Source organism: Scardovia inopinata JCM 12537 (assembly GCF_001042695.1).
GTDB classification, from domain to species: Bacteria; Actinomycetota; Actinomycetes; order Actinomycetales; family Bifidobacteriaceae; genus Scardovia; species Scardovia inopinata.
Genome location: NZ_AP012334.1, coordinates 749,071 through 774,908, shown reverse-complemented (window position 1 = coordinate 774,908; position 25,838 = coordinate 749,071). Strand labels below are relative to the sequence as shown.

Below are 25,838 nucleotides of genomic sequence, written 5' to 3'. Positions count from 1 at the left end.
ATTTATTCCTCGCTGAGAAAAGTAGTGGTTTCTGATATTCCTTGATTAGCAGGTCCGGCAGCATCCAGACGACGATTGACTGCATCCATGAGATGGGCAGCAATGGAGGGAATGCCAATTTCTTCTATCAGCTGGCCGAAGAATCCCCGCACTACCAGTTTGCGTGCTTCAGCCTCAGGCACTCCCCTGGATTGAAGGTAAAAGAGCTCCTCATCATCAAAACGGCCTACTGAGCTTGCATGACCGGCCCCAACAATATTTCCGTTTTCAATTTCCAGGTTGGGCTCAGAATCCGCCACAGCCCCGGGAATCAAAACTAAGTTCCGGTTGAGTTCATAAGAGTCAGTTCCGGGAGCGGTCGGCTGAATAAGAGCATTACCCACCCAGGTGGAATGGGCTTGTTTTCCCTCCAAAGCTCCCTTATAGATAACTCTGGACTTGCAGTCAGGCTGATTGTGCACCACCATGGTTCTGTGCTCCATGTGTTCACCTGGTTCTACAAAATAGATGCCCAGCATGTTGATGTCACCTTCGGGTCCATCAAAATCCTGGTCTATGCGAATCCTGGCCACATCAGCTCCCAAGGTCACCACGCAGTGGCGGAGGCTTGCTCCCTGCCCAAGGTGAATTCGGTGATTGCCCACATGTTTGCTGGCTGGGGACCACTCTTGAATGGAGGCTATGCAGACATGAGAATTGGCTCCAGTAGAAATTTCAATCCCTTCAGCCAGACGAGCATCGCCCTGGTGCTCAATGACCAGATCTCCCCTGGATTCAGGCGCAGCAATAATGGACAGCTGGAAGGCATCCATATCCAAGGACTTGCCCTGAATTTTCAAAACCAGGGGGGTAGTCCAGGTACCCCGAAGAGTAAGGACATACGCATGATCTCTGGAGCTGATCCACTGAACAGCAGCAGCCCGATCACTGGGAAGCAAAACAGTGCCCACCTGAGGATCAGAGGTGGTAGTCTGTCTTAAATCGGCTACCCCGGCTGGAACGGGACTGCCATCCACCGTAGTCAGTGACAGTTCAGTTTTCCCAGACGGATGGAAAACAGAGAAAAACTCCTCCATCCTGTCAAGGGGAGTAAAACGCCAGTCGTCCTGCTTACGGGTTGGCAGAGGGAAATCGTCAGGGTTGAAGGATCGCGGCTCCTTATCTGCGCTGGAGGGCATGGCTGCCGGAATAGCATAAGGGTCAGTGGGATCTGCCTGTGGAAAAGATATCTCCTGATTTTTTACCGGAGACGCCGGTGATGAATAATCTACTGTACTTTCTGTCATCAGCCTACAGATCCTTCCATTTGCAACTCTACAAGTCGGTTAAGTTCCAGGGCATATTCCATGGGGAGCTCCCGGGAAATAGGCTCGACAAAACCTCTGACGATCATGCCCATAGCTTCTTTTTCTTCCACTCCCCTGCTCATCAGGTAAAAGAGCTGATCCTCGGAAACCTTGGAAACAGTAGCCTCATGAGCCATAGAAACGTCATCTTCTCTCACGTCTACATGCGGATAAGTATCGGAGCGGGAAAAATCATCCACCAGAAGGGCATCACAGACCACATTGGAACTGGACCCGTATGCACCATCGATAATTTTTACCAGACCCCTGTATGCAGATCGGCCTCCCCCACGGGAAATAGACTTGGCTACAATGGTTGAGGAGGTGTGGGGGGCCAGATGAATCATCTTGGCACCAGTATCCTGGTACTGTCCTCGGCCTGCAAAACCCAGGGACAGGGTCTCTGCCTTGGCATAGGGCTCAGCCAAAATGCAGGCAGGGTATTTCATGGTTGCTTTAGAGCCAATGTTTCCATCGACCCACTCCATGGTTCCCCCTTCTTTAACATAAGCCCTCTGAGTTACCAAATTATAGACATTATTAGACCAGTTCTGCACCGTAGTATAGCGAACCCGGGCATTCTTCTCCACAATAATTTCCACGTTAGCTGCGTGCAGAGAGTCCTGGGAATAGACAGGAGCCGTGCACCCCTCCACATAATGAACGTAAGAACCTTCATCGGCAATAATCAGGGTTCGCTCAAACTGACCCATAGCCGGAGTATTGATGCGGAAGTATGCCTGTAAGGGAATATCTACATGAACCCCCTTGGGTACATAAACAAAGGATCCGCCCGACCAGGCTGCCGTGTTCAAAGCGGCAAATTTGTTGTCATCAGGGGGAATAACAGTGGCAAAATACTTCCTAACCAAATCAGGGTAATCTCGCACGGCAGCATCGGTGTCAACAAAAATAACTCCCTGCTTTTTTAGATCCTCCCGTATGGAATTATAAATAACCTCCGACTCATACTGGGCAGCAACACCGGAAACCAGACGCTTCTTTTCTGCTTCCGGGATCCCCAAACGATCATAGGTGGTGCGGATATCGGTGGGAAGTTCATCCCAAGAATTGACTGGCTTATCGATGGGTTTGACGTAATACTTGAAGTCATCAGCATTAAAGCCTGACAGATCTACTCCCCATTTAGGCATTGGCTTGTCCAGAAAAGCCTGGTAGCCCTGCAGCCTGAAATCAAGCATCCAGTCAGGCTCTGACTTGTCAGCGGAAATGTCCCGAACTACCTGCTCATCTATTCCTTTTTTTGCCGCCTGACCAGCTGCATCGGAATCATGCCAGCCATAGGTGTAGTCACCAAACTGCGCGATAATTTCGTCATCCTGTTTGAGCTTCTCCTCATTGACGTTCGCGCGGTCCGCAACATACTGATTCATCTCAACATCAGATGAATCCTGCTGCGTTTTATCCGTTACTGTCACGGATACCTCCCCGTTCTTGTGTACTGTACCATCCTAAACCCTCTTAGCCGTAAAGGGAAGAGGTAGGAAAGTCATTTTCCTCACAGAAAAGCAGAAGGCGCCTGGTGTTATATGCTCTAAGAGGCTTATTTATCATGATTTTTGTCATGGTTAATGAGAATACTTAGAGCATTTTACATATAGGAGGACGCAAGCATGGGAAACGGAAAAATCACCCCGTTATATGAACGGCTTTCCCGCGACGACGAGCTACAAGGTGAGAGCAACAGCATATCCCACCAGAAGCAGATGCTGGAGGAATACGCCCGCAGAAACGGCTTTCCGCGCCCGACCCATTTTACCGATGATGGCATAAGCGGCACTCGGTTTGACCGCCCCGGATTTACGGCCATGATGGAGGAAGTCGAGGCAGGGCGTGTAGAAGCTGTCATCGTGAAAGACATGAGCCGCTTGGGGCGTGATTATCTCAAAGTCGGCCAGATTATGGAGATTCTGCGGCAGAAAAACGTTCGGCTGATTGCCGTCAACGACGGCGTGGACAGTGCCAAAGACGATGACGATTTTACTCCCTTCCGGAACATCATGAACGAATTTTTCGTTCGGGATACCAGCCGGAAAATCAAATCTGTTTTCAAGGCCAAAGGCATGACCGGAAAGCACCTGACCGGCACGGTCATTTACGGGTACTTATGGGCAGATGAAAAGCGGGAGCGCTGGATCGTGGACGAGGAAGCCGCCGCCGTCGTGCGCCGCATCTTTGCCATGACGATGGACGGCCACGGCCCGTATCAGATTGCCCAGCAGTTAACCGCCGACAAGGTGGAAATCCCCGCCATCCATTTGGCGCGGCACGGCGAGGGCGTGAACAAAAACAAGGCTTTCAAGGATATTTACGGTTGGGGTTCTTCCACCGTCGTGAACATTCTCAAAAAACGGGAATATCTCGGCCACACGGTCAATTTCAAGACCCGCAAGCACTTTAAGGACAAGAAAAGCCACTATGTGGATGAAACCGAATGGACGATATTCGAGAACACTCATGAAGCCATTATCGATCAGGAAACCTTTGATAATGTGCAGCGCATCCGGGGCAATGTCCGGCGCTACCCGGACGGCTGGGGTGAGACGCATCCGCTTACCGGCCTGATATATTGCGCCGACTGCGGCGGCAAAATGTACGTCCACCGCACCAACAACGGCAAACGCATCCCGCAGTATACTTGCTCGCAGTACAGCAAAGTCCCCGTAGGTACGCTCTGCCCCACCCAGCACCGTATAAACGCCGATGTGGTCATGACCTTGATTGCCGATACGCTCCGTGCTATCGCGGCGTATTCCAAGAATGACCGGGCCGAATTTATCCAGACGGTAAAGGACGCTCAAAGTTCCCAACAGTCCAACGGTATCGCGCAGAAAAAGAAGCGGTTGGCGGAGGCAAAGAAGCGCTCTGACGAGTTGGAAAAGCTTTTGTGCCAGATCTATGAGGATAAAATTCTTGGCAAACTGCCGGATGCACGTTTTGCCACCCTCGACGCACGGTACGCCGATGAGCAGGATGAGCTTTCCGGCGAGATTGAAGAACTGGAGCAGACCGTTTCCGGTTACGAGCGCAAGCAGCAATCCACAGAAAAGTTTATTGCCCTGATCGATAAGTACGAAAAATTCGATTCTTTGACCACCACCATGCTCAATGAATTTGTGGAGAAAATCGTTGTCCATGAGCGAGGCCGCAAGGGCAGTCAGGACACCACGCAGGAAGTGGAAATCTACTTCAATTTTGTGGGGAAATATGTGCCGCCTCACTTTGGGGAAATCAGCTTGACCCCGGAGGAACAGGATGCACTGCGTAAGAAGGAGGAACGCCGGGACAGGCTGCACCGGAACTATCTGCGGCGCAAGGCAAACGGCAAGCAACGGGAGTACGAGAATAAAGTCACGGCAGCGAAAAAAGCTGAGATTGAGGCAAAAAAATTGGTCCTGCGTACCGAGGACATAGCAAAGGGGGTATTTACTCCCGTTAATAATCTACCGAAAGCAGAGCCGCAAAAGGGCATTTCACCAGTATATCCTGTCGCGATCTGAAAAAGCGATCAACGTGCACACTGCAAGTTAACCATTGGTTAATTATTTTTATGATTATTAACTACAAGTCGCTTGTCGCAGCATTTTTCGTGGCCTATACTATGTGTATGAAAGCGAGGGATTCTAATGCAAAGCATTCAAATAGGCCGTAATATTTCTCAGTTAAGAAGGGAAAAAGGAATTACACAGGAAGAACTTGCAGAGTATCTCGGCGTATCCAAACCCGCCGTTTCAAAATGGGAATCTGGGCAAAGCTACCCCGACATTTTGCTACTTCCGATCATCGCATCCTATTTTGATAAAACCGTAGACGACTTGTTAGGGTATCAGCCGCAAATGACCGCCGAGGATATCAAAAAACTATATATTGAACTTGCCGACGCATTTGCCACGGAGCCATTCGACCCAGTGTATCAAAGGTGCAAAGAGATCATAAAAAAATATTATTCTTGTTGGGATCTGCTGTTTGCAATGAGTGAGCTTCTTGTTAATCATGCACAGCAAGCAGGCGATCCCACGAAAACGTCCTCAATTTATGAAGAAGCTTCAGCGCTTTTGGAACGAGTGGAACAAGAAAGTCATGACGCGTCGCTTGCCCAATCAGCACTTTCCATGCGGGCATATTGTTTTCTGGTATTACAGCGGCCCGTTGACGCAATTGATTTGCTGGAAGGAATTAAAGAAAGCCCTGTTACGATAGAGCAGCTTCTTGCTAAGGCATACGCGATGAAAGGAGATACCGAAAAGGCTAAAGATGTACTGCAAAAACAGTTATATCAAAATGTTTTGGCTTTGTTTGGGACCTTCCCGGATATGATCGATTTGTATGCGGATGATCCGGTGAAAATGGACGCCTGCCTGAAAAAAGCGCTGGATTTCGGAAAAGTATTTGATCTTGAGCAGCTTCATCCCTCGTCCTACTTTTCATTTTATCTGATAGCCGCAAGTGCCTATCATTCTATCGGCAAAAACGATCAGGCGTTGAATCTGCTGGAAGCGTATACCGACCTAGCGACCCGAAAAAATGTCTTTCCTCTAACATTAAAAGGTAATGATTTTTTCGATCGATTGGAACCTTTTTTTGCTTCTCTGAATCTTGGGACACACATGCCGCGCAGTGAGACGCTCGTTCGCAAAGACATCGCCTCGACCATTGCACAAAACCCTGCATTTCAAACGCTGCATGAAGACAAACGGTTTCAGCAAATCGTGAACCGTTTGAATCATTGGGAGGAAAACACGAAATGAAAGACATGATGACGTATCTACCGTTTTTAATTCCGGTGGCGATCATAGAATTGGCCCTCGCGGTCACGGCGTTAATTCATGTGCTTCGGCACAAGAACTATCGTTTCGGAAACCGGATCTTCTGGGTCATTATTGTTCTTGTTGTTGAAATCATCGGGCCTATCCTGTACTTCACCATTGGAAAGGGCGATGACTGATGGAGATACTTCAACTTGAGGGGGTATCGAAAAAATTCGGCGATTGAGCCGTACTTCAAGATCTGAAATTCGGCATACCAAAACACAGTATATTCGGGCTGATTGGTAAAAACGGCGCGGGAAAAACGACAACTATGAAATTGATTCTTGGATTTCTCAGACCGGATGCTGGGGAAATAACCGTATCCGGCAAACGAGTGAAGTATGGTAATACGGAAACCAATCAGTACATTGGTTATTTGCCGGATGTACCGGAGTTTTACGGCTATATGCGGCCTCTTGAGTATCTATTGTTCTGCGGAAGGATTGCTGGACTTTCAAGGACAAAAATTCAAGGACGTGCGAAAGAATTGTTGTCAATGGTAGGTCTTGAAGATGAAAGCAGGAAAATCAGAGGATTTTCCAGAGGAATGAAGCAGCGGCTCGGCATTGCCCAAGCTCTGCTTGGAAATCCCGCTTTACTCATTTGCGATGAGCCCACTTCGGCCCTCGATCCTGTGGGGCGTAAGGAAATATTGGATATTTTATCCGCTGCGGGGAATGAAACGTCCATTTTATTTTCTACTCACATTTTATCTGATGTGGAACGCATCTGCGACCATATTGCTATTTTAAACGATGGGAAAATTGCTTTACAAGGACCGCTTGAAGAAGTAAGAGGACATTTTGAAAGAAATGCTCTTCTTATCCATACAGAGCAACAAAAATTGCAGGAATTGGTAGGGCTTTGCAAAACACTTCCGTTTGTAAAATCACTGGATGCAAGCGGAGATTCCATTATTTTAAAGGTTACGGATATTCAGAAAAATGGGTCTGAATTGCTTGGACTACTTTCTCAAAGCCATCTTCCTGTGCTGAAATACGAGGTTTTGGAGCCTACGCTGGAAGATGTATTTTTAGAGGTGATTCAATGAACGGTTTTACCGCTTATCTTAGAAAGGAATTTCTTGAACAGCTGCGCGGATACAAGCTCTTGATTTTGTTCTCCATTTTGATTTTGTTCGGTATGACCAGTCCGCTGTTGGCAAAAATGACACCGGAATTATTGAAAAGCTTATCCGCATCGGGTATTACGATCAAATTGCCTCAAATTACCGCTTCCGATGCGTGAGCACAATTTTTTAAGAACATAAGCCAAATCGGAATGATTGTTTTGATCCTGATATTTGGCACATCACTTCCCCAAGAGATGAATCGCGGCACACTGATCATACCACTTGCCAAAGGCCTTTCGAGGAACACTGTTATACTTGTAAAATATTTAGTGTCGGTTTTGAATTGGACGGCTGGATATGCTATATCCGCATTAATCTGCTGCGGATATACGCAGTATTTGTTTGGCACGTTTGCGGTTCCGCATCTTGCTTTCTCTTTATTCTGTCTTTGGCTGTTTGGAGATTTTTTGTTAGCGCTTGTGCTGTTTGCTGGGACAATAACGACTGGGAATTATGGTGGATTACTGCTTGACGCGGTGAGTTTAGGTGTCTTGCTGGCACTGGATGCTTTCCCAAAATTGCAAAAATGGAACCCTATTTCCCTTGCCTCTCAGAATGCATCCATGTTAGCAAAATCCACTTTATTGGCTGATTTTACGATCACCATCCGGATAACGATTTCCGCCACCGCGATTTGCTTCATATTGAGCGCTTTTGCATTTCAAAAGAAAAAATTATAACTTTTAAACTATGACTGCTTAATGAATCCCACCAAACAAAAAAACACGGGTTTGGCGGGATACTTTCCTTGTTATAAAATCCTTCAAGCTCGTGGGCTTGGAGGATTTTTTATGTCTATTCAGATTGTTATAAAGACTATCCGGCCGCTTTCATGCGGCCGGGCGTGACCGGCGGACAACAGATTTTACCCGATAGGCGTTGATGCCTCAAAAAAAGCCGAATTGCTTATCGGGGCCATTCTGACCTTAATCGGCATTATATAAAATATAACAGCTTTCGTGCTGCCCTTTGGGATGCTCTCCCATTGGGCATTTTTTTGTCCCATTGCCGTTCGCCTCCCGCCGCCTTTTCTGGATTTTCAAGACATTCAGAAAGGGCGGAAAAATTATGGATGTCCATATCAAAATTTACGGACAAAGCGTAAACGTGGAAGTGTCCGTCGAAGTTGGAAAATATCTTGATCGGGTCGACCACAAAACCGAGAACCTGTTTCATGAGCAGCGCCGCCATTGGGACGGACGGGAATTTAATGAACGCATCATCGCTCATGAGTGCAGCCGTAGCTACTATGAAACCCCGGAAGAATGGCTCTGCCGAAAGGAAACCCTGCATGAAATTATGACGTTACTGGAAAGCTGCACGGAAATTCAACGCCAAAGATTTTTTCTTTACGCGCTGGATGGATTCAGTTGTACCCAAATCGGTAACATTTGCGGCTGTTCCAAATACGCCGTCTGGAATTCCATTAAGGCAGTTCATAAAAAATGTAGAAAAGCTTTGAGTTTATTGATCTACGAAACATAATTTTCAGGCTAACTGGTGAAGGGCTTTTGCCCTATCATACACGCAAGAGGGACAGGCAGTTTCGAGCTGTCTGCCTCTCTTGCTGTCTGGAGGTTAGCAGTATGCCTATCATCAATCTGCGCAAATATTACCCATTTCTAAATGAGGATTGTTTTGTTGAGGTCAAGGATGAAGTTGCCGCAGCCTTTTTGTTAGCGAAAAGACAGGAAGACAATTACAATCATCGTGCATGGTATCACAAAGCCTATTATTCTCTGGATCGCGGTGATGGTATCGAAAACAGCATTCTTCATACAGAACCGTCACCCGAAGAAATCCTTATGCAAAAGGTTTCGATGGAACAACTGTACGAAGCTCTTGACCATTTGCCGCCCATTCAGGCGCGGCGCGTGTATGCGCATTATATCCTCGGCATGAAGAAAATTGAGATTGCCCACGCCGAGAGAGTGAACGAAACCGGCGTTTGCGATTCCGTGAAAAAAGGTGTGAGAAATCTCAGACGCTATTTTGAGAAGAAAAAATGGATGGAGTGATTGAGAACGATATGCCAACATCCAAACAGGAGCTGGAAGCTGTGCGGGAGAAAATCCACCAGCTTAAAAACCGGCAGAAAATTCTATTGAACCGGAAAGCCGATGCGGAGCGTAAAGCGCGGACACATCGCCTTATCGAGCACGGGGCTATTCTGGAAAGCGTCTTTCCTGAAATCATCCCTATGACGGGCAAACAGGTAAAGGCGTTTCTTGAAGAAAAACAGGGTTCCCGCAAAGGTACGGGATAGCTCCCTTGGGACAAGGGCGCACTTATACACCCTGACGGGTGCCGTGCGCTCTGCGAGGCTGTTGCGTCCTACGGACGCGATGGAGGGCTACGCCCTCCAAACCTCTTGTGTAACCTCATACCGCGCCACATTTTCTGCGGAAAATCTGACGCGGCTTGAGGTTTTGTTTATGCCTGCCGTCGAAAGGATTTTTGCTTATGGCCATCTACCATTGCAGCATCAAAATTATCAAGAGAAGCCAAGGCCGGAGCGCCGTTGCCGCCGTCGCTTACCGCAGCGGTCAAAAGCTCACAAACGAGTGGGACGGCATTACGCATGACTATATGAAAAAGGGCGGTGTAGTCCATTCGGAAATCATTCTTCCAGCCCATGCCCCGCCGGAATTTTCCGACCGTTCCATCCTCTGGAACAGTGTGGAAAAATCAGAGAAAAGCCGCAATGCCCAGCTTGCCCGCGAAATCGAAATCGCGCTTCCGGCGGAGATCGACCAGTATTCACAAATCCGACTCGTCAGAAAATACGTGCAGGACATTTTTGTCTCCGTAGGGATGTGCGCGGACTTTTCCATCCACGACAAGGGCGACGGAAATCCCCACGCGCATATCATGCTCACTTTGCGCCCACTTAATAAGCGCGGCGAGTGGGGAGCGAAATGCCGCAAGGAATACGACCTCAACGCGCGCGGCCAGCGCATCCGGCTCCCCGGAAGAGTCATCGGGTCAACATCACCGACTGGAACGATCCGGGCAAGGCCGAAGAATGGCGCGCGCAGTGGGCGCGCTACGCCAACTCCATGTTGGAATTTCGCAATTTGCTGCAGCGCGTCGATCACCGCAGCTATATCCGGCAGGGCGTACAGAAAATTCCCACCGTTCATATGGGCGTCGCGGCCACGCAGATGGAGCGCCGGGGCCTTGTCACCGAGAAAGGCACTGTCAACCGGGAAATTACCGCACAGAACCGGCTTTTGAAGGAAATCAAGGCCCGGATTACCCGCCTCTACAACTGGTCAAAGCAGCAAGCCGCCGCGCTGCCTGAGAAAAAACCAAGCATTTGGGAGCAGCTTCAACAGGCGCAGGCCGCAGCACAGCCCACCACCCGATACGGCAAGGTTAAGGCCCTCAAAGAGAGCGCCGCCCTGTTCAACTTTTTACAGGAAAACAGTATTTCCTCCATGCAGGAGCTTTACGTAAAAGTGACCGCTATGCAGACGGAATACTACGGCCTGCGCGGCGAGATTGCCGCCGCCGCCCGCCAGATCGACGGATTGAACAAGCGGCTTTCCATGTGGAAGCAGTATTCCGACAACAAGCCGGTTCGCCAGTGTCTTACCGCTTTGAAACCGCGAGCGCGGGAAAAGTTTCAGGACGCGCACAGCGAGGAACTTGCCTTGTATGACGCCGCCGTGCGGTATCTGAACGAACTGAAAGCGTCCGGCGAGAAGATTACGCCCAAGCATTGGCAGGCCGAAGTGGAACGCCTCACCGCCCAAAACAGCGCCCTGTATCAGCAGATAAAAGCCATGCGCACGGATATTCAGGCCGTGGAGAAAATCCGCAAGACCGCCGATGAACTTGCACGGTCGGAGAAGTCCAGAGATCGGGGGCAGGAACCCGAACGATAAAAAATGCCGTACAGGTTTCCCCCATACGGCACTCCGTTATTTTCCGAATAAGTCGCTGTGCGTCCCGGTTCGGGCCAAAGTCAACACCAGCACATCATCCTCGATGCGGTAAATCAACAGCCAGTCCGGGAGAATGTGGCAGTCCCGATGTCCGGCCCAATCACCGGAAAGCGCATGGTCTTTGTTCTTCTCCGGCAGCGGCGTACCTGTCGCCAGCAATGCAACAACCTCTTCCAGCGATTCGATTTTCAGGCCGCGCTTTATCGCCAACTTGTAATCCTTACGAAATTGCGTGGTGAACTTGACCGTGTACTTTGTTTTCCTCATTTTTTAAGTTCCGCGAACAGCTCATCCAAGTCGCTGTAGCCCTTTACGGACGGGTCTTTCGCAATCCTTTCCGCCTCCAGCATGGCGGCTATCGTTTCCTTGTTGGGCTGATCCAGTTTGATGTCAAAGGGAATGCCGCCCTCCCGGAGCGATTGGCGAACAAAAATATTAAAAGCAGTGGTCAAATTCATGCCAAGCTCACCGAACAGGGCATCGGCCTGCGTTTTCAAATCTGAATCTATGCGGATGCTGATATTCGTTGTATTCCCAGCCATAGTATCAACTCCTTCGTACTGGTATCTATAGTATATGTTATTTGCACGATAAATGCAATACACAGCACGAATAAGCAATAATATTTCGATTTTCGAGGAAAAGAAGCGATCCACCGTTGAAAGCACTCAAACCGCATGAACATAGTCCTGTCATGAGCTACCACCAGTATCGCCGGGCGCGGCGGCTGGTGCATGAGTGCTGCAACTACGATAACGGCAACTGCCTCATGCTGGACGATGGTGAGGAATGTGTCTGCGTTCAGAGCATTTCCTACTCATTGCTGTGCCGATGGTTCCGCGCCGCCGTCCTTCCGATGGACAAGGAGTTGAAAACTGCCATATTTCACCGACAGAGCGGAAAACGCTGTGTCTTATGCGGGGCGTTGTTTCTTCCCGGCTCCAACCGGGCGAAATACTGCCCGGACTGCGCCAAACGGGAGCGCCGCCGCAGGGAAGCCGCGAGGCAGCGAAAACGATACGCGATTTCTACGCATTTAGAAACGGAAAAAACCTGATAAATCAAGGCTTTCCGGGTACGTGTCAACAGGGGGCCTGTGTGGTTGTATTCCAAGACCCGAAAAGCGGCCTCTAATAGTCGGTAAACTCCCATTCGATGATTTGGAAGGAGTATCTATGAATAACAAAGGAACCATTAACAACGCTGCCACGTCTGACCGTGTTGTTCCCCTTGTCGCACAGGAGGACGAGCGTCCCGCACTGGTGGAGAAAATCGGCAAGACCACCTACCGGGTTAAAATCTATTTCAGCACCACCAGCCGGGAAACCATGAGCGACAAAATCAAGCGGATGCTTCGCAACGAGGTACAGCGGATGCAGTAACATTAACGGGCCGGGAATTTGGAAACAGATTTCCGGCATTTTTTTGTCCATTTGATGAAAAAACTCTTGACAACTCGTTTCTGAGGCTGCTGCTTCAAGCGCCTGTCCGGTAAAATTTACCCAGTCAGCCGGGGGCCTTCCCAACAGCCGAGTTTACCGGGCTTACCGAGCTTACCGAGTTTACCAAGCTTACCCTTGGTAAGCTGCTTCCCTCTTCTTTTTGAAATCCAGAGCAGCCTTGACCAGGCCATTGAAAAGAGGATGAGGCTTAGTTGGCCTGGATTTGAATTCAGGATGAGCCTGAGTGCCTACATAGAAGGGGTGAACATTCTGGGGAAGCTCTACAAACTCAGTCAGCTCGCCGTCCGGACTGGTGCCGGAAATAACCAGACCAGCATCTTCCAACTGCTGTTTGTAAGCAAGATTGACCTCGTACCGGTGGCGGTGGCGTTCAGATACCTCGGTGGTGCCATAAAGGCTGGCGACCAGGGAATCAGGCTTAAGACGAGCCGGGTAAGCTCCCAACCGCATGGTGTGACCCATATCTCCTGATCCCTCCACATACTTGCGCTGTTCTTCCATGGTAGCAATGAGGGCGTGGGGGCTATTGGGATCAAATTCGGAGGAATTAGCATCCTTAATACCCATAACATTGCGGGCGTACTCAATGACCATGGACTGCAGGCCCAGGCAGAGGCCCAGAGCCGGGACCTTGTGCTCTCTGGCCCAGCGCAGGGCTCCGATCTTGCCTTCAATACCACGAATACCAAAGCCGCCAGGAATAACAATCCCGTCAACATCCTTCAGATAACGTTCTGCCCCTTCCATGGTTTCACAGGTATCGGCAGCAATCCAACGGACATTGGCCCTGGCCCAGTTGCCAAAGCCGCCAGCCTTGATGGCTTCTGTTACCGACAGATAGGCGTCAGGCAAATCGATATATTTGCCCACAATGGCAATGGTAACTTCTTCTTTAGGATGGTGAACCCGCTCTGTCAGTTGGGCCCAATCTCCCCATTCCACATCATGAGCCTTGTCGAGCTTCAGACAGCGGACTACATAAGAATCAAGACCCTCGTCATAGAGCATGTGAGGAATATCATAAATGCTGGGAACATCCACACAGTTGACGACGGCATCAGATTCCACATCGCACATAAGGGAAATCTTGTCTTTAATATTGTCTCCCAGAGGACGGTCCGACCGCAGAACCAGGGCATCGGGCCGAATACCCACCTGGCGGAGCATCATGACTGAATGCTGGGTGGGCTTAGTTTTGAGCTCATGTGCGGATGCAATATAAGGAACCAAAGACACGTGGACGAACATGCAGTTATCAGGTCCCAGTTCTCGACGTACCTCCCGGGCTGCCTCCAGGAAGGGCTGGGATTCAATATCTCCTACGGTTCCGCCAATTTCCGTGATGATAACATCCACATCATCCTCTGCCTGGGCCCTCATCCGACTCTTAATTTCATTTGTGATATGAGGAATAACCTGAACGCACTGTCCCAGATACTCTCCTGCCCGTTCCTTCCGCAGAACATTCTGATAAATCTGGCCGGTAGTCACGTTCGCCCGCTGGCTGAGAAAAACATCAAGGAAACGCTCATAGTGACCAATATCAAGGTCGGTCTCTGCACCATCCTCGGTTACATAAACTTCCCCATGCTGGAAAGGATTCATAGTGCCAGGATCAACATTGATGTAGGGATCAAGCTTTTGCTGCAAAACATGCAGACCACGGCTGCGCAGAAGACGGCCTAGAGAGGAAGCTGTCAGACCTTTGCCCAGAGAGGAAACAACACCACCAGTAACAAAAATATGCTTTGTTACATGTTTTGAAAGGGAATCACCATGTTCATTAACCATGGAATTTAACCCTATCATTCCTCCCTGACCAGAGACAGGCTTGGCTCACAAAACAATCAGGCTGAATTCTTTATCCGACCCTCTACCCAGATTACGACAGATTTTCTGTCAGACTTTAGGGCAGCCTATGACAGTATATGATGGATTGCTTCCAGGGCAAGGATATATCCATAGAGCCCTTGGCCAGTGATAGTACCGGTGGCAACGGGCGAAATCAAAGAATTTTTCCGGAAGAATTCCCTAGCGGCAGGATTGGAAATATGAACTTCCACCAGGGGCAGGCCGGCCCTGGTCACCTGAACGGCTGCATCAGATAAGGCATAGCTGTAGTGGGTGAAGGCGGCTGGATTCAGGACCACGGGTATATTCTTATCTACAGCCTGATGCATCCAATGAACCAGATCAGTTTCATCATCGCTCTGGACTACCTCCACCTGAAATCCATTATCCCTGCCCCACCGCTGACAGAGAGATTTTAGGTCTTTCATTGTCAGGGAACCATAGATGTCCGGTTCTCTGACTCCCAGCCGCCCTAAATTAGGGCCATTGACCACCATGATAACCGGCAGCAACTGGTCACGGTTCTCCCTGACTTCCCTGCTTTCTGCCTGGCTGTTACTCATCTTTTCCTCCTGTCATGCCGCTGTCTTCCCGACACCTGTCATCGTGACGCTGGTGCTATCCTGGCTGCTGGTGCTGATTCCCCTCAGGGCTTCCCTTATATCCCTTTCATCAGGACCATCCAGATGATCCGGCTGGCCTAAACCATGAAGAACAACAAATCTCATAAGGGGTCCCCGGGCCTTCTTATCCCTGTGCATGAGGGCAATAACCTTATCGGGGTCAGGAACCCGCCAGGAAGTTTGCAAGCCTAAAGAAGCAAGAACTCTGCGGTGACGATCCACTAGATCATCATCTATCAGCCCTTCAATCCTGGCCAACTCGGCAGCAAAAACCATACCAACCGAAACAGCCTGCCCATGGCGGACTGTAAAGCCTTCCATCAGCTCAATCACATGACCCAGGGTATGCCCATAGTTAAGGAATTCCCTGAGACCCTGCTCAGTAAAATCTTTGCCCACATAAGCAGCTTTTACCCTAACCGACCGCTCAATCAGATCAGTTACCACAGCTACCTGATCTTCAGTCAACGTGGCTGGAATGCAGTTTTTCAGCCAGGAAGCGTTATTTTCCAGGATGTCCACCAGGCTTGGATCAGCTATAAAACCGCACTTAACAACCTCACCCAGACCTTCAGTAAAAATATCGGCAGGCAAAGTTTTGAGGGTTTCCACATCAGACAAAACCAAGCGAGGAGTGTAAAAAGACCCTACCAGATTTTTCCCTTGGGCAGTATTAATGCCGGTTTTGCCTCCAACCGAGGCATCAACCATGGCTAAAAGAGAGGTCGGACAATTAATGTACGAAATTCCCCGCATCCAGGTTGCAGCAGCAAAGCCGGCAGCATCGGTTGCCGCTCCTCCACCCAGACCAATCAGGGCATCAGACCGAGTAAAACCCTCCAGACCCAGCTTTTTCCAGACAGTCGACAGGGTCTGAATCGTTTTTCCCTTTTCAGCATCAGGAATTACCATTTCCACTACCTGATAACCATGCTGCCTAAGAATTCCCCGGACTTTATCACTGTGAGCCTGGGTGGGAGCAGTATGGATGAGACCAATTTTATTGGGTTCAGGATGCCAGGAACTCAGTACTTGAGGAATATGCATAAAAAGGTTGCTGCCAACAACCACCTGATAATCCCCATCCCTGTTCTTGACCGTGATTCTCTTTTCTCTGAGGGCATCCATAACGGTAGCCGCGGTTCCCTGGGGAGTTTTCCCCCGGGTAGATACCCGAACCGTAGATAGGCGGATATACTGATCTGACCGCTGCCGATAAAGTTTCATCCAGGTGCCCCTGGGATCATCTTCCAGGAGAGGACGGGCCCCTTTGCGGCGAACAGCATGTTCTATGGCATCATCAGGATCCGTATCCAAATAAACCACGCTGCCTCCCTGGGCTGCAAAATGCTCCACAGCCTGAGCTGTTTGAGGGTGAGTCAGAGCACCTCCTCCTAAAGCCAGAACTTGAGACTTATTTGATTTCAGAGACTGATCAAGAAGCTGATCTATAAGGGTTTGCTCAATAATCCTGAATGCCTCTTGCCCATCCTGAGCAAATATGTCACTGATAGACCGTCCTTCCCGAGCAACGATTTCTTCATCGGTATCGATAAAAGTTGCCCCCAGCATCTTGGAAATTTCCCAGCCAATTCTGCTTTTTCCTGCCCCGGGCATTCCAATGAGGACGACTCGGTAAACCGGTAGATCATGATCCGACTTCTTGCTAGCTTCCTGCTCTTGCTCAGGCATGAGACTCCTCCTGATGATAAGATCCCTGCATAAATTGAGGCCAGGATCTGAGGTATCCGTCTATGTTTCTTCTGACTTCAGCCAGACTGTCCCCTCCGAATTTCTCCAGAACAAACTGTGCCAGGACCAGTCTGACCATGCTTTCGGCAACGAGGGAAGCTGCTGGGACTGCGGTGGTGTCTGATCGCTGATTAATGGCGGTGGCTGCCTGTCCCGTTGCAACATCCACTGTCCGCAAGGCCCGTGGAAGGGAAGGAATGGGTTTCATGGCTGCTCTCACTCGAATGACCTCTCCATTAGACATACCGCCTTCTAAACCTCCGGCCCGATTACTGAGCCGACTGATCTTCCCTTGGGAGTCGTAGACAATCTCATCGTGAGCCTGACTGCCGGGACGGTCAGCTTCAGCAAAGCCATCGCCAATTTCTACCCCTTTAACCGCCTGAATGCTCATGAGGGCTCCGGCTAAAGCCCCATCCAGCCGTCTGTCCGCCTCGGCATAAGTGCCCAGGCCCGCAGGCACCCCGTAGGCAAGGACTTCCACGATTCCACCCAGGGTATCTCCTGACTTTTTTGCCTGATCAATAGCCTGAACCATTTTTTCTTCAGCCTCAGAATCCAGTGTTCTGGTGCGGGACTGATCCAGCCGTCCGCAATCTTCCGGGCGGGGAATTAGGCGGGGATTATTTTTCTGGTTAGCATAAATACCGCCAAGAGAAACAACATGGCAGACCGTCTGAATTCCTGCCGCCTGCTCCAAAAAAGCTGCTGCAACAGCTCCCAGAGCAACCCTCCCGGCGGTTTCTCTGGCGCTAGATCTCTCGAGCACCGGCCGGGCATCATTAAACCCGTATTTGCGCATTCCGGTTAAATCAGCGTGTCCCGGCCGGGGTCGGGTCAGAGGAGCATTCCGTCCCTGAGCATCTGGCCTGTCTTCTGCGGCAAGCTCCAGAGGACTCATTACCTTCTCCCACTTGGGCCACTCGCTGTTAGCAATTTCCAGCGCCAGAGGGCTGCCTAATGTCTTCCCCCACCGCAAACCGGAGAGAATCCTAAGCTTATCCTGTTCAAAAAGCATGCGGGTTCCCCTGCCATAACCCAGCCGTCGCCGGGCCAGGGCTTGGGTAATCATGTCTTCTGAAATCGTTACTCCTGCCGGGAGTCCCTCTATCATGGCTACCAGAGCCTGGCCATGGGATTCCCCGGCTGTCTGCCATCTCAGCATGAAAACTGCCCCTTTCCTGCTGCTGCAATGTTTCTACTGTCGCACCATTTTTTACAGCTGCCTTGTGCCGCTGTGTCTTTAAGGATTCTAGGGTATATATTACGGAGTGCCCTATCTATTCGATTGGATATTTCTTCCCACGCTGATTGCAGGACTTATCCTCTCCTGCATCGATATAGCCAGCCGCCGGGTCCCCCGCCTGCTGGTTGCCCTTGCCTATGTCACCCAGGTAGGAGCTTTTCTTCTCCTGTCTGGCCCATCGGTGCGGGTGATGGAAGCAGTGGCAATTTCCCTGGTTTCTGCCTCTGTTCAATGGATTTTGGCCTTGGTTCGTCCTGGATCTCTGGGTGTGGGAGATGTTACAGCCACAGCTCTGATGACGCTGATTCCTGGGTGGTTTGGATGGACATCCATCGTTTTTTGGTGGTTAATCCTGGGTTTGCTGGGATTGGTGGGCTTGGGAGGTCTCCTGCTGGTGTCTACAATCCGCAGCGTTTATAGGAAGCACAATAACCACAAGCGGCTGGCAAGAGAACGAGTACTGAAAAACAAAAATCTTACTCTTCCTTATGTTCCCTTTATCTCAGCAGCAGCTTTGATTATTCTCTTTCTGCCAGTCTGATTATGGCGTTAACAGCCAGAAAGCTTGTAACAGATTGTCCTGTGTTGGCTTTTTGTGGTGTAGAAAGGAGAAGTTTTAAGGTCTGACAGCAAAACCGCGCAGTATCATATTGTCTGCAATCTTTTTCTCCAAACCTTTAATGCTTACCTGCGAAACTTTTGTACCTGTTTTCAAATCAATGGTATAAATAGTGATATCACGATCAGGCTTAGTCCAATCCTCCACAAGAACAACCATTCTATTCTTGATTACCGTAGGGTGAAAGGCTATATCCTCGATCTTATGTTTCGTATTATGCAAAATTGTACTCACAACAGTTGTAACACCACTCTTCATATCAGTCTTCAATATCCTTCCATCCCCATGTATCCAATAGAGATACCCTTTGTTCAGCGAATTATAAGTTTGAACAGAATAATCAAATCCAAAACGATTAGAAAGAAAAGTTGTGTGATCCTTATTGATGAGAGGAAGACTCTTCCACTCCCCTGTCTGTACATTAATCACTTCAATTGACTCAATCTCTTTCTTGCCATACTCGTCTTTCTGCTGGTGGGCAAGAAGTTTTTTAGTAACTTCTGTGTGCCGAATTTTCTCCCCACTTTCCCTCGAATGCGAACCAAGAAAAACGATGCGATTATTCGCACAAGACCCCTTACCTGTTACCGGACCAGACTCACCAAGAGGATCCGTATACTTCATTACCTTTTTAAAAGAGAATCGTTTGTTCTGCACAATACGATCCACACTCTTATCAAAAACTTTCGATGTCAACGAATCATCAGTTGTCAGTCCATATACATCATTCCCACATGCTGCAACCAGCGAATACTGAAAATGAGACCTAAAACGATGCGACTGCCAATGAGTATCGGATATCACAATCTGTTCATCATAATCCGTATGCTGTGAGTTACTATAGCCACCATTATAAACGCCTACCCGTGTCACTCCATCAGCCAGAGTAACCAACCCATCCTGAAGATAAAACTTTTCAGAAGGAACACGGTGCGGAGCCCTGGAATCTGACAGCCAATAGTCCCGTTTCGAATCTGTATAAAATAGACTATTTTTAGTCCAGGAAATACTCCCATTATCCATACTTCCCTGCCGCTGGACTAGATACTGTCCATTTGGTTTAATCAGCAGCAAGTAACCAATCTTACCCCCGTCATCATCTGTCCACTGAGGGGAAATGAAAAGTGCATACTGATACTCTTTAAGATTAATCTTCTCAAAACTCTTCTTATCAAACCTATCAAGGCCACAAGCACTACAACAACTAAACAGAAAAGCTAGTGCAGATAATACTGCTATTATCTGCACTAGCTTCCGATGGACTATTTTTGTATCCATGCCAAGGTTCTCCGCTTAGAATCTCTTATATGTAGATACTAGCTTTGAATCACGAATATCTGTAGGATAGACGCCGGTGCCTCCATGCAGGCATGTTCACATGCTTCCTTATGCTAATCATGGCACTATCGCCATCCTTTCCGTCCCTCATATGCACCATCGCATACGATCTTAAGGACTACACCTAGTATATCCACAAAGACAAAGGGAAGCAAATCGGAAGAAGACGTGTCTATCTTATGAAAAACTGATTCCGTCTTGCCAAGTCACATTTTCACTGCAGCAGGTACTTGATAATCATGCATAATTTTACACATTTTTACTCACCGTGGGCAGCAGACCACTGCTGATATTCCTTCACATAAGTGTTGAAAGTCTTGGAATTATCGGTAAACTTGGTTTCTCCTGTGTCAAGATTGACAGTCACAAAGTACAGCCAGTTCCCTGCCGGCGGATTAATGGCTGCCTTTATAGCATCATCCCCTGGATTGCTGATGGGAGTGGGAGGCAGACCCTTATGAACACGGGAATTATAGGCATTGCTGGAATCTGCCAACTGTGATTTGGTCAGCTGACTGGCATCATCCAGTCCAAACCCGTAAGCATTAATCGTGTCCATGCCCAGAGTCATGTCTTTTGCAAGCCGATTTTCAATCACTCGAACAACTTTGCCGTAATAATCAGACCTATTAACCTCAGCCTGGGCAATCGATGCCTTGATCAAAATTGTCTCCCGTTTACTTCCCTGGGGAACATTTAAGGAATTTAAATGATCAATGCGGGCATTAACGATTTTTTTCAGTACCGCCTGGGCACTGGTGGCATCCTTGACCTCATAGGTGCCCTCCTGCAGCCAGCCTTCAAAGCTGCCTCCTGCTTCAGCTGGAAGAATGCCTTTGCCTTTATTATCAATAACCTTTTGGTAATCGGCAAGGGTCAGATGATCAGAAGCTGCGGCAGCTTTGGCTATCACCTTCTTGACAGTATCTCCCTGGACGATATTCAGAATAGCTTTGGCCTTGGAGGGATCTACCAGTATTGCCACTACATCAGAAGCTTTCATCTTTTTTTTCAGGCTGAAAGTTCCTGGCTGCAAGGACTGACTGGCTTCGGCTCCGGAAACAGCATTGTTGAAAGCACAGGAAGATTTAACTACTCCGGCTTTGACCAGATCTTCAGCAATTTTCCCTGATCCTTCCCCTCGGGAGACAGTAAACTCAACAGTATCAGTACCAGGACCGGAATAATCAGAGCAATCTTTAACAGCCAGACTAGTATCCTGTTGTTTTTTGGCTTGTTTAATTCCCCGAACCACTATAGTAGCGGTAAAAATCAGGCCAACAATGAGGATGAGGGCAATCAGTGCCTGAAAAAATCCTTGAATTCTCTTTTTCTTCCTGCGCTGAGCAGCCTCCCGCCTGGCCTTTACCCGGAGGGTAGGAGGAAGAGGAGGATCAAGCTGTGATTGATCCGATGAAGAGCCCTCCTGATCCTGACTGAAAAAATCCATCAGATCATTGCTGTTATCGGGTTCGTCTGTCATGCATCCTCCTGATTGTCGGGGAGATTATCGGATATCATCTCCTGTGCTGCCACCTTATTTTTATGACTGTCCAGAGCACTTTGCAGTATGACCACAGCTGATTGAGTATCAACCACAGCCCGGTGCTGACGCGAGCTCATGCCGGCCTGGAGCAGCAGATCATGGGCGCTGACAGTTGTCATACGCTCGTCTGTGAGTTCTATCTGACTGTCTATACCAGCTTCCTCCAGCCTGCGGGAAAGTGCCTGGGCAAAACGGCGGACTTTTTTTGCTGATTTCCCTTCCGCCCCATCCAGGTTTAAGGGGTAACCTAGAACTATGTGGGAAACTTCCCGGTCTTCGATCACATCAACAATCTGATCTATAGCGTAGAAATAATCTCCTCCTGCCTGAATGACCCCCTCAGGATGAGCAAAAGTCAACTCAGGGTCAGATAGGGCAAGCCCAATGCGGGCATTGCCCAAATCCAATCCTAACCATACAGACTTCTTAGTCACGTACTTCTACCTGCCGTTTAATTTCATCCAAGGCCGCTTCCGCCTGGGAGGCATCTTGGCCGCCACCCTGGGCAAAATCAGGCTTGCCGCCGCCGCCCCCTCCAAGAATTTTGGAAGCCGCCCTAGCCAAGTCACCCGCTTTGATCCCATTCTTGCGGGCAGGAGCATTGGTTGCAACGCATATAATAGGCTTGCCTGAATCTGAACTGACCCCGACAAGAGCCACCACTGCCGGCTTATCGTCTCCCAGGCGAGAGCGGGTATCGGTCGCTGCTTTGCGCAGGGCTTCCACCGATCCAAAAACTCCAACATTCTTGCTGGCGACCCACACCGGATCAGCAGATGCCTGGGTCTGAGAAACCAGTTGAGGAATCATATCCTCAATCTGTTTTTCATAAATCTGAGCCAACTTCCGATCTGATTCCTTCAGCCTGTCTTCCAGAGCAGTCAGACGTTCTTCCAGCTCATCAGGGCGGGAATTAAGATCCGAGGCCAGCTTGTTGATCAGACTATGCTGACTGTGGTTGAACTCGTATGACTTATCCCCCACTAGAGCTTCGATCCTGCGAACACCTGTGCCAACCGATGACTCAGACAAGAGAGTAAAAGAGCCAATGGTTCCGGTCCTGGCTGCATGGGTGCCTCCGCACAGTTCCCGGCTCCAGCCATCGGAGCCAATGGTGACCACACGAACAACATCACCATATTTGTCCCCAAATAAGTGCATAGCTCCCAGGCTTAATGCCTGATTAATGGGCATATTCTTCCATGTGACTTCCAAATCGTCCCTGATACGGGCGTTAACTCTCGATTCAATCTGATGCAGCTGAGAGCTGGTCAGGGCTTTGGACCAGTGGAAGTCAAAGCGCAGACGGTCAGGATCCACAACGGAGCCCGACTGAGTCGCTTTCTGACCCAGGACTTCTCTGACAACCTTATGCAAAACATGAGTAGCTGTATGAGCATGCGTCATGCCAATTCGGCGCTGAACATCTATAGCAGAGGAGACCTCATCTCCCAGGCTGATTGTCCCTTCAGTCAGCAGGCAGTGATGAACATAGAGGTCCTTGACCGGCTTCTGAACGTCATCCACATCAAGGCTGGCTCCCTTATCGCTGGAAATCTGACCATAATCGGCCATTTGCCCGCCTTGCTCTGCATAGAAAGGAGTCCTGTCCAAAACCAGTTCTACTGTTGCAGGACCGGTAACAGACTCTACAGAGCCCAGCTCTTCATCGATAATAGCCAAGACCTTCCCCCGGCTGGAATATTCCTTATAGCCGGTGAATTCAATCGGTTCCTTCAAAGCCTTCCTGACATCGTCATACACACTCAGATCCACATTATGTCTCTTCCTGAGAGCATCAGCCCGTGCCCGCCGCTTCTGCTGGGCCATCAAATCACGGAAAGCATTCTGATCTACCTCAACCCCTTTTTCCCTGGCAATTTCTGTGGTCAGCTCAATGGGGAATCCATAGGTATCATGCAGGGCAAAAGCGTCCTTCCCGGAAACACGAGGAGAGTCTGATCCGGCTTTGAGAGCACCGTCCTTTGCCTTGGAAATAGCCAGGTCCAGAATTGAGGATCCCTGGTCCAGGGTACGGCGGAATGCTGCTTCCTCCCCGTAGGCAGTCTCGCAGACTTCATCAAAGCTGTCGTCCAGTTCAGGATAGCTCAGTCTCATCTGGGCCTTAGAAACAGGCAGCAGATGAGGAAAGACTTCATGATCGACCCCCAGCATCTTCATAGCCCGAATACTGCGGCGGATCAGACGACGAAGCACATAGCCCCGGCCTTCATTGCTGGGCCGAACCCCATCTCCCATAATCATGAGGGCAGATCGCACATGATCAGCCACTACCCTAAAGCGCACATCATTGTGGGGATCCTCCCCGTAGGTCAAGCCAGACAAACGTTCGGCCTCTTCAATAACAGGGAAAACTTCATCTGTTTCATAGATGTTTTCTTTGCCCTGCAAAAGGTAGGCCACCCGCTCCAACCCCATGCCGGTATCGATGTTCTTGTTGGCAAGCTCACCCACAATATGCATATCCGTTTTGGACTTTACATTGTCAACTTCAAAATTTTCAAAAACCAGGTCCCATATTTCAATATACCGGTTTTCATCAGCTATGGGACCGCCGTCAGATCCATATTCAGGACCGCGGTCAACATAAATTTCGCTGCAAGGACCTCCTGGCCCAGGTCCGCCTGTGGTCCAGAAATTGTCTTCCATGCCCAGAACCTGCATGTGTTCTGGATCCATACCTTCATTTTTCCACAGGGATCGTGCCTCTTCATCGTCAGTATAAGTTGTGACCCAAAGCTTGTCTTTGTTGAACCCGTATCCGCCCTGATCTTGAGGCAAAGTCAGCAGTTCCCAGGCATAATGGATTGCTTCAGCCTTAAAATAATCTCCAAAGGAGAAGTTCCCCAGCATCTGGAAGAAGGTACCGTGACGGGTTGTTTTACCGACTTCATCAATATCCAGTGTACGAACACATTTCTGATTGCTGGTCACCCGACGGGAAGGTGGAGTCTGTTCGCCCAAAAGATAGGGAATAAAGGGAACCATGCCGGCAATAGTGAACAAAGTGGTTGGATTCGGCGAAATCAGCGATGCTGAAGGCAGCACCAAATGGTCGTGCTTTTCAAAATAAGTCACAAATTGCTTTGCGATCTCAGATGTACGCATGCATTCTCCTTTAAGAATTCCCGTCAGTTATCAAGCCTCTGCCGTTTTACAGACTCATATTGTAACCTATACCGATGATGAGAAGAACAGATTAGTCAGCTCAGAAAAAAGTGGCGGGAAGTTCCCGCCACACCAACTTACCCATGAGGCTACTCACTTGATGCTCATGGGGCTACTCACGACAGGTCCGTATTGCCCGTGGCTGCACAAGCCTCCTAAATATACCTAACACCTACCTCCCGTAACGCCTATCCCTTGCTTCCGGCAAACTTTTTCACGAAATCAGAATTTAGCTGATCTTCTCTTTCAGTCCTGTAGGCATTAAACTCCTGAAAGAGTCCCTGAAGGGTTCTCATTGCAACCCTGTCCTGGTCTTCACCCATGATAAACTCCCTGGCATGCTTGGGAGTGTGATCGCGAACGTATGCGTTTGCCTTGGCAGCAGCAACGACACCGGCTGCAAAACCCAGGCCAAACCAGAATAGTCTTTTCAACACAGTGACCTCCCCTATGCTTTCTGAGAATAATTCTTGTCAGTGCCAGCATGCACACCAGCTGGGGAATTTGCACTTTCTTCCCGCCCTGGCTTCTTCTTGCCCCGCTTGCTGTCAAGAAAGTCCATCATCGTCTGTTTAGCCGCGTAGACAGCAGCAGCAACCTTGATGATGGGCTTGCCCAGAATGGAGCCATATAGGTCGGTTAAAGCAGTGACATTGTTGGTTGTAGTGCTTAAAGCTCCGGTCATAGTATTGGCATCATCCAGACTCTGATTGACCTTCTTAACAGTCGATACTCCTTCATCCAGGGCAGGGATAGTATGATCCCCAGCATCTTTGACCGTTGTTGCCAGCTGATCAAAAAGTTTTCCCAGACGAATCAGGGGATAGATCATAAAACCGGCCAAAATTGCAAAAGCAATAGCAGCAATCAATCCGGCGATTTGTCCAACATCCATCATGACCTCTTTTCTGTGGATAAGCGTCTCAGCCACGAGACCCGCCCATCTCAGATATC

The 25,838-nt window shown here is 49.2% G+C and carries 26 protein-coding genes and 1 pseudogene; 13 read left to right on the top strand and 14 right to left on the bottom strand.

Translation table 11 applies throughout. From position 1 onward, the window contains the following. Positions 1-2: 2 nt before the first annotated feature. Positions 3-1,286, bottom strand: a complete 1,284-nt coding sequence (gene sufD / locus SCIP_RS03130; protein ID WP_006293067.1) for a Fe-S cluster assembly protein SufD — start codon at positions 1,284-1,286, stop codon at positions 3-5. Further along, entirely contained in the window at positions 1,286-2,740 is a 1,455-nt protein-coding gene (gene sufB / locus SCIP_RS03125) for a Fe-S cluster assembly protein SufB (protein ID WP_115672904.1), read from the bottom strand. Before sufB ends, sufD begins: the two co-directional genes overlap by 1 nt. Before the next feature lie 240 nt (positions 2,741-2,980). Between sufB and SCIP_RS03120 the strand changes: the two genes are divergently transcribed. The 10 genes and pseudogenes from SCIP_RS03120 to mobQ all read left to right on the top strand — a co-directional run bounded on the left by SCIP_RS03120 (position 2,981) and on the right by mobQ (position 11,197). Continuing rightward, a complete protein-coding gene (locus tag SCIP_RS03120) occupies positions 2,981-4,867 on the top strand; it encodes a recombinase family protein (RefSeq protein ID WP_006293065.1) in 1,887 nt (628 codons plus the stop codon). Positions 4,868-4,993: 126 nt separating this feature from the next. Then, positions 4,994-6,115, top strand: a complete 1,122-nt coding sequence (locus tag SCIP_RS03115; RefSeq protein WP_006293064.1) for a helix-turn-helix domain-containing protein — start codon at positions 4,994-4,996, stop codon at positions 6,113-6,115. Continuing rightward, a complete protein-coding gene (locus tag SCIP_RS03110) occupies positions 6,112-6,312 on the top strand; it encodes a PLDc N-terminal domain-containing protein (protein ID WP_006293063.1) in 201 nt (66 codons plus the stop codon). Before SCIP_RS03115 ends, SCIP_RS03110 begins: the two co-directional genes overlap by 4 nt. A 62-nt stretch (positions 6,313-6,374) precedes the next feature. Continuing rightward, entirely contained in the window at positions 6,375-7,226 is an 852-nt protein-coding gene (locus SCIP_RS03105) for an ABC transporter ATP-binding protein (RefSeq protein WP_258190545.1), read from the top strand. Then, positions 7,223-7,423, top strand: a complete 201-nt coding sequence (locus SCIP_RS08175) for a hypothetical protein (RefSeq protein ID WP_196792693.1) — start codon at positions 7,223-7,225, stop codon at positions 7,421-7,423. Before SCIP_RS03105 ends, SCIP_RS08175 begins: the two co-directional genes overlap by 4 nt. A 33-nt stretch (positions 7,424-7,456) precedes the next feature. Further along, a complete protein-coding gene (locus tag SCIP_RS03100; protein ID WP_196792692.1) occupies positions 7,457-7,987 on the top strand; it encodes a hypothetical protein in 531 nt (176 codons plus the stop codon). A 388-nt stretch (positions 7,988-8,375) separates the two neighbouring features. Continuing rightward, entirely contained in the window at positions 8,376-8,792 is a 417-nt protein-coding gene (locus SCIP_RS07740; protein ID WP_006293062.1) for an RNA polymerase sigma factor, read from the top strand. 101 nt (positions 8,793-8,893) lie between these two features. After that, entirely contained in the window at positions 8,894-9,325 is a 432-nt protein-coding gene (locus SCIP_RS03090; RefSeq protein WP_006293061.1) for an RNA polymerase sigma factor, read from the top strand. Beyond that, positions 9,313-9,573: a DUF3847 domain-containing protein gene (locus SCIP_RS03085; protein ID WP_006293060.1), complete on the top strand. Its 261-nt coding sequence runs from the start codon at positions 9,313-9,315 to the stop codon at positions 9,571-9,573. The genes SCIP_RS03090 and SCIP_RS03085 overlap by 13 nt, the downstream gene beginning before the upstream one ends. Before the next feature lie 197 nt (positions 9,574-9,770). Further along, a pseudogene (gene mobQ, locus SCIP_RS03080) lies at positions 9,771-11,197 on the top strand (MobQ family relaxase). A gap of 36 nt (positions 11,198-11,233) precedes the next feature. Here mobQ and SCIP_RS03075 read toward each other — a convergent pair. Together SCIP_RS03075 and SCIP_RS03070 are read right to left on the bottom strand one after the other, a co-directional pair. Beyond that, positions 11,234-11,524, bottom strand: coding sequence for a type II toxin-antitoxin system YafQ family toxin (locus SCIP_RS03075; RefSeq protein WP_006293058.1), 291 nt, complete (start codon positions 11,522-11,524; stop codon positions 11,234-11,236). Beyond that, positions 11,521-11,799 (bottom strand): type II toxin-antitoxin system RelB/DinJ family antitoxin, encoded by a 279-nt coding sequence (locus SCIP_RS03070; protein ID WP_040590572.1) that lies wholly within the window; start codon positions 11,797-11,799, stop codon positions 11,521-11,523. The genes SCIP_RS03075 and SCIP_RS03070 overlap by 4 nt, the downstream gene beginning before the upstream one ends. A gap of 152 nt (positions 11,800-11,951) precedes the next feature. On the opposite strand from SCIP_RS03070, the gene SCIP_RS07735 reads away from it, so the two are divergent. Beyond that, a complete protein-coding gene (locus SCIP_RS07735; protein ID WP_115672902.1) occupies positions 11,952-12,314 on the top strand; it encodes a cysteine-rich VLP domain-containing protein in 363 nt (120 codons plus the stop codon). A gap of 118 nt (positions 12,315-12,432) precedes the next feature. Further along, on the top strand, positions 12,433-12,639 hold the full coding sequence (locus SCIP_RS03065; protein WP_006293055.1) for a transposon-encoded TnpW family protein: 207 nt from the start codon (positions 12,433-12,435) through the stop codon (positions 12,637-12,639). Positions 12,640-12,828: 189 nt separating this feature from the next. On the opposite strand, the gene SCIP_RS03060 is transcribed toward SCIP_RS03065, so the two are convergent. The 4 genes from SCIP_RS03060 to aroC all read right to left on the bottom strand — a co-directional run bounded on the left by SCIP_RS03060 (position 12,829) and on the right by aroC (position 18,111). Then, the gene (locus SCIP_RS03060) at positions 12,829-14,511 is read right to left on the bottom strand and encodes a CTP synthase (protein WP_006293054.1); all 1,683 of its coding nucleotides are present in this window, start codon (positions 14,509-14,511) and stop codon (positions 12,829-12,831) included. 125 nt (positions 14,512-14,636) lie between these two features. Next, the gene (locus tag SCIP_RS03055; RefSeq protein ID WP_040591075.1) at positions 14,637-15,068 is read right to left on the bottom strand and encodes a type II 3-dehydroquinate dehydratase; all 432 of its coding nucleotides are present in this window, start codon (positions 15,066-15,068) and stop codon (positions 14,637-14,639) included. 78 nt (positions 15,069-15,146) lie between these two features. Further along, complete coding sequence (locus SCIP_RS03050; RefSeq protein WP_006293052.1) at positions 15,147-16,886, bottom strand: bifunctional shikimate kinase/3-dehydroquinate synthase; 1,740 nt, start codon at positions 16,884-16,886, stop codon at positions 15,147-15,149. Beyond that, positions 16,879-18,111 (bottom strand): chorismate synthase, encoded by a 1,233-nt coding sequence (gene aroC, locus SCIP_RS03045; protein ID WP_006293051.1) that lies wholly within the window; start codon positions 18,109-18,111, stop codon positions 16,879-16,881. The genes SCIP_RS03050 and aroC overlap by 8 nt, the downstream gene beginning before the upstream one ends. Before the next feature lie 106 nt (positions 18,112-18,217). On the opposite strand from aroC, the gene SCIP_RS07510 reads away from it, so the two are divergent. Continuing rightward, on the top strand, positions 18,218-18,733 hold the full coding sequence (locus SCIP_RS07510) for a prepilin peptidase (protein ID WP_006293050.1): 516 nt from the start codon (positions 18,218-18,220) through the stop codon (positions 18,731-18,733). Positions 18,734-18,808: 75 nt separating this feature from the next. Here SCIP_RS07510 and SCIP_RS03030 read toward each other — a convergent pair whose 3' ends face one another. The 6 genes from SCIP_RS03030 to SCIP_RS03005 all read right to left on the bottom strand — a co-directional run bounded on the left by SCIP_RS03030 (position 18,809) and on the right by SCIP_RS03005 (position 25,779). Next, a complete protein-coding gene (locus tag SCIP_RS03030; protein WP_006293049.1) occupies positions 18,809-20,089 on the bottom strand; it encodes a hypothetical protein in 1,281 nt (426 codons plus the stop codon). A 319-nt stretch (positions 20,090-20,408) separates the two neighbouring features. Further along, entirely contained in the window at positions 20,409-21,632 is a 1,224-nt protein-coding gene (mltG, locus tag SCIP_RS03025) for an endolytic transglycosylase MltG (protein ID WP_040590570.1), read from the bottom strand. Further along, positions 21,629-22,129 carry a Holliday junction resolvase RuvX gene (gene ruvX / locus SCIP_RS03020; protein WP_006293047.1) on the bottom strand — a complete coding sequence of 167 codons (501 nt, stop codon included), beginning with the start codon at positions 22,127-22,129 and terminating at the stop codon, positions 21,629-21,631. The genes mltG and ruvX overlap by 4 nt, the downstream gene beginning before the upstream one ends. Then, positions 22,122-24,824, bottom strand: coding sequence for an alanine--tRNA ligase (alaS, locus tag SCIP_RS03015; protein ID WP_006293046.1), 2,703 nt, complete (start codon positions 24,822-24,824; stop codon positions 22,122-22,124). The genes ruvX and alaS overlap by 8 nt, the downstream gene beginning before the upstream one ends. Positions 24,825-25,072: 248 nt before the next feature. After that, the gene (locus SCIP_RS03010) at positions 25,073-25,321 is read right to left on the bottom strand and encodes a hypothetical protein (protein ID WP_040590569.1); all 249 of its coding nucleotides are present in this window, start codon (positions 25,319-25,321) and stop codon (positions 25,073-25,075) included. A gap of 11 nt (positions 25,322-25,332) precedes the next feature. Continuing rightward, positions 25,333-25,779 carry a DUF948 domain-containing protein gene (locus SCIP_RS03005; RefSeq protein ID WP_006293044.1) on the bottom strand — a complete coding sequence of 149 codons (447 nt, stop codon included), beginning with the start codon at positions 25,777-25,779 and terminating at the stop codon, positions 25,333-25,335. Positions 25,780-25,838 lie beyond the last annotated feature (59 nt).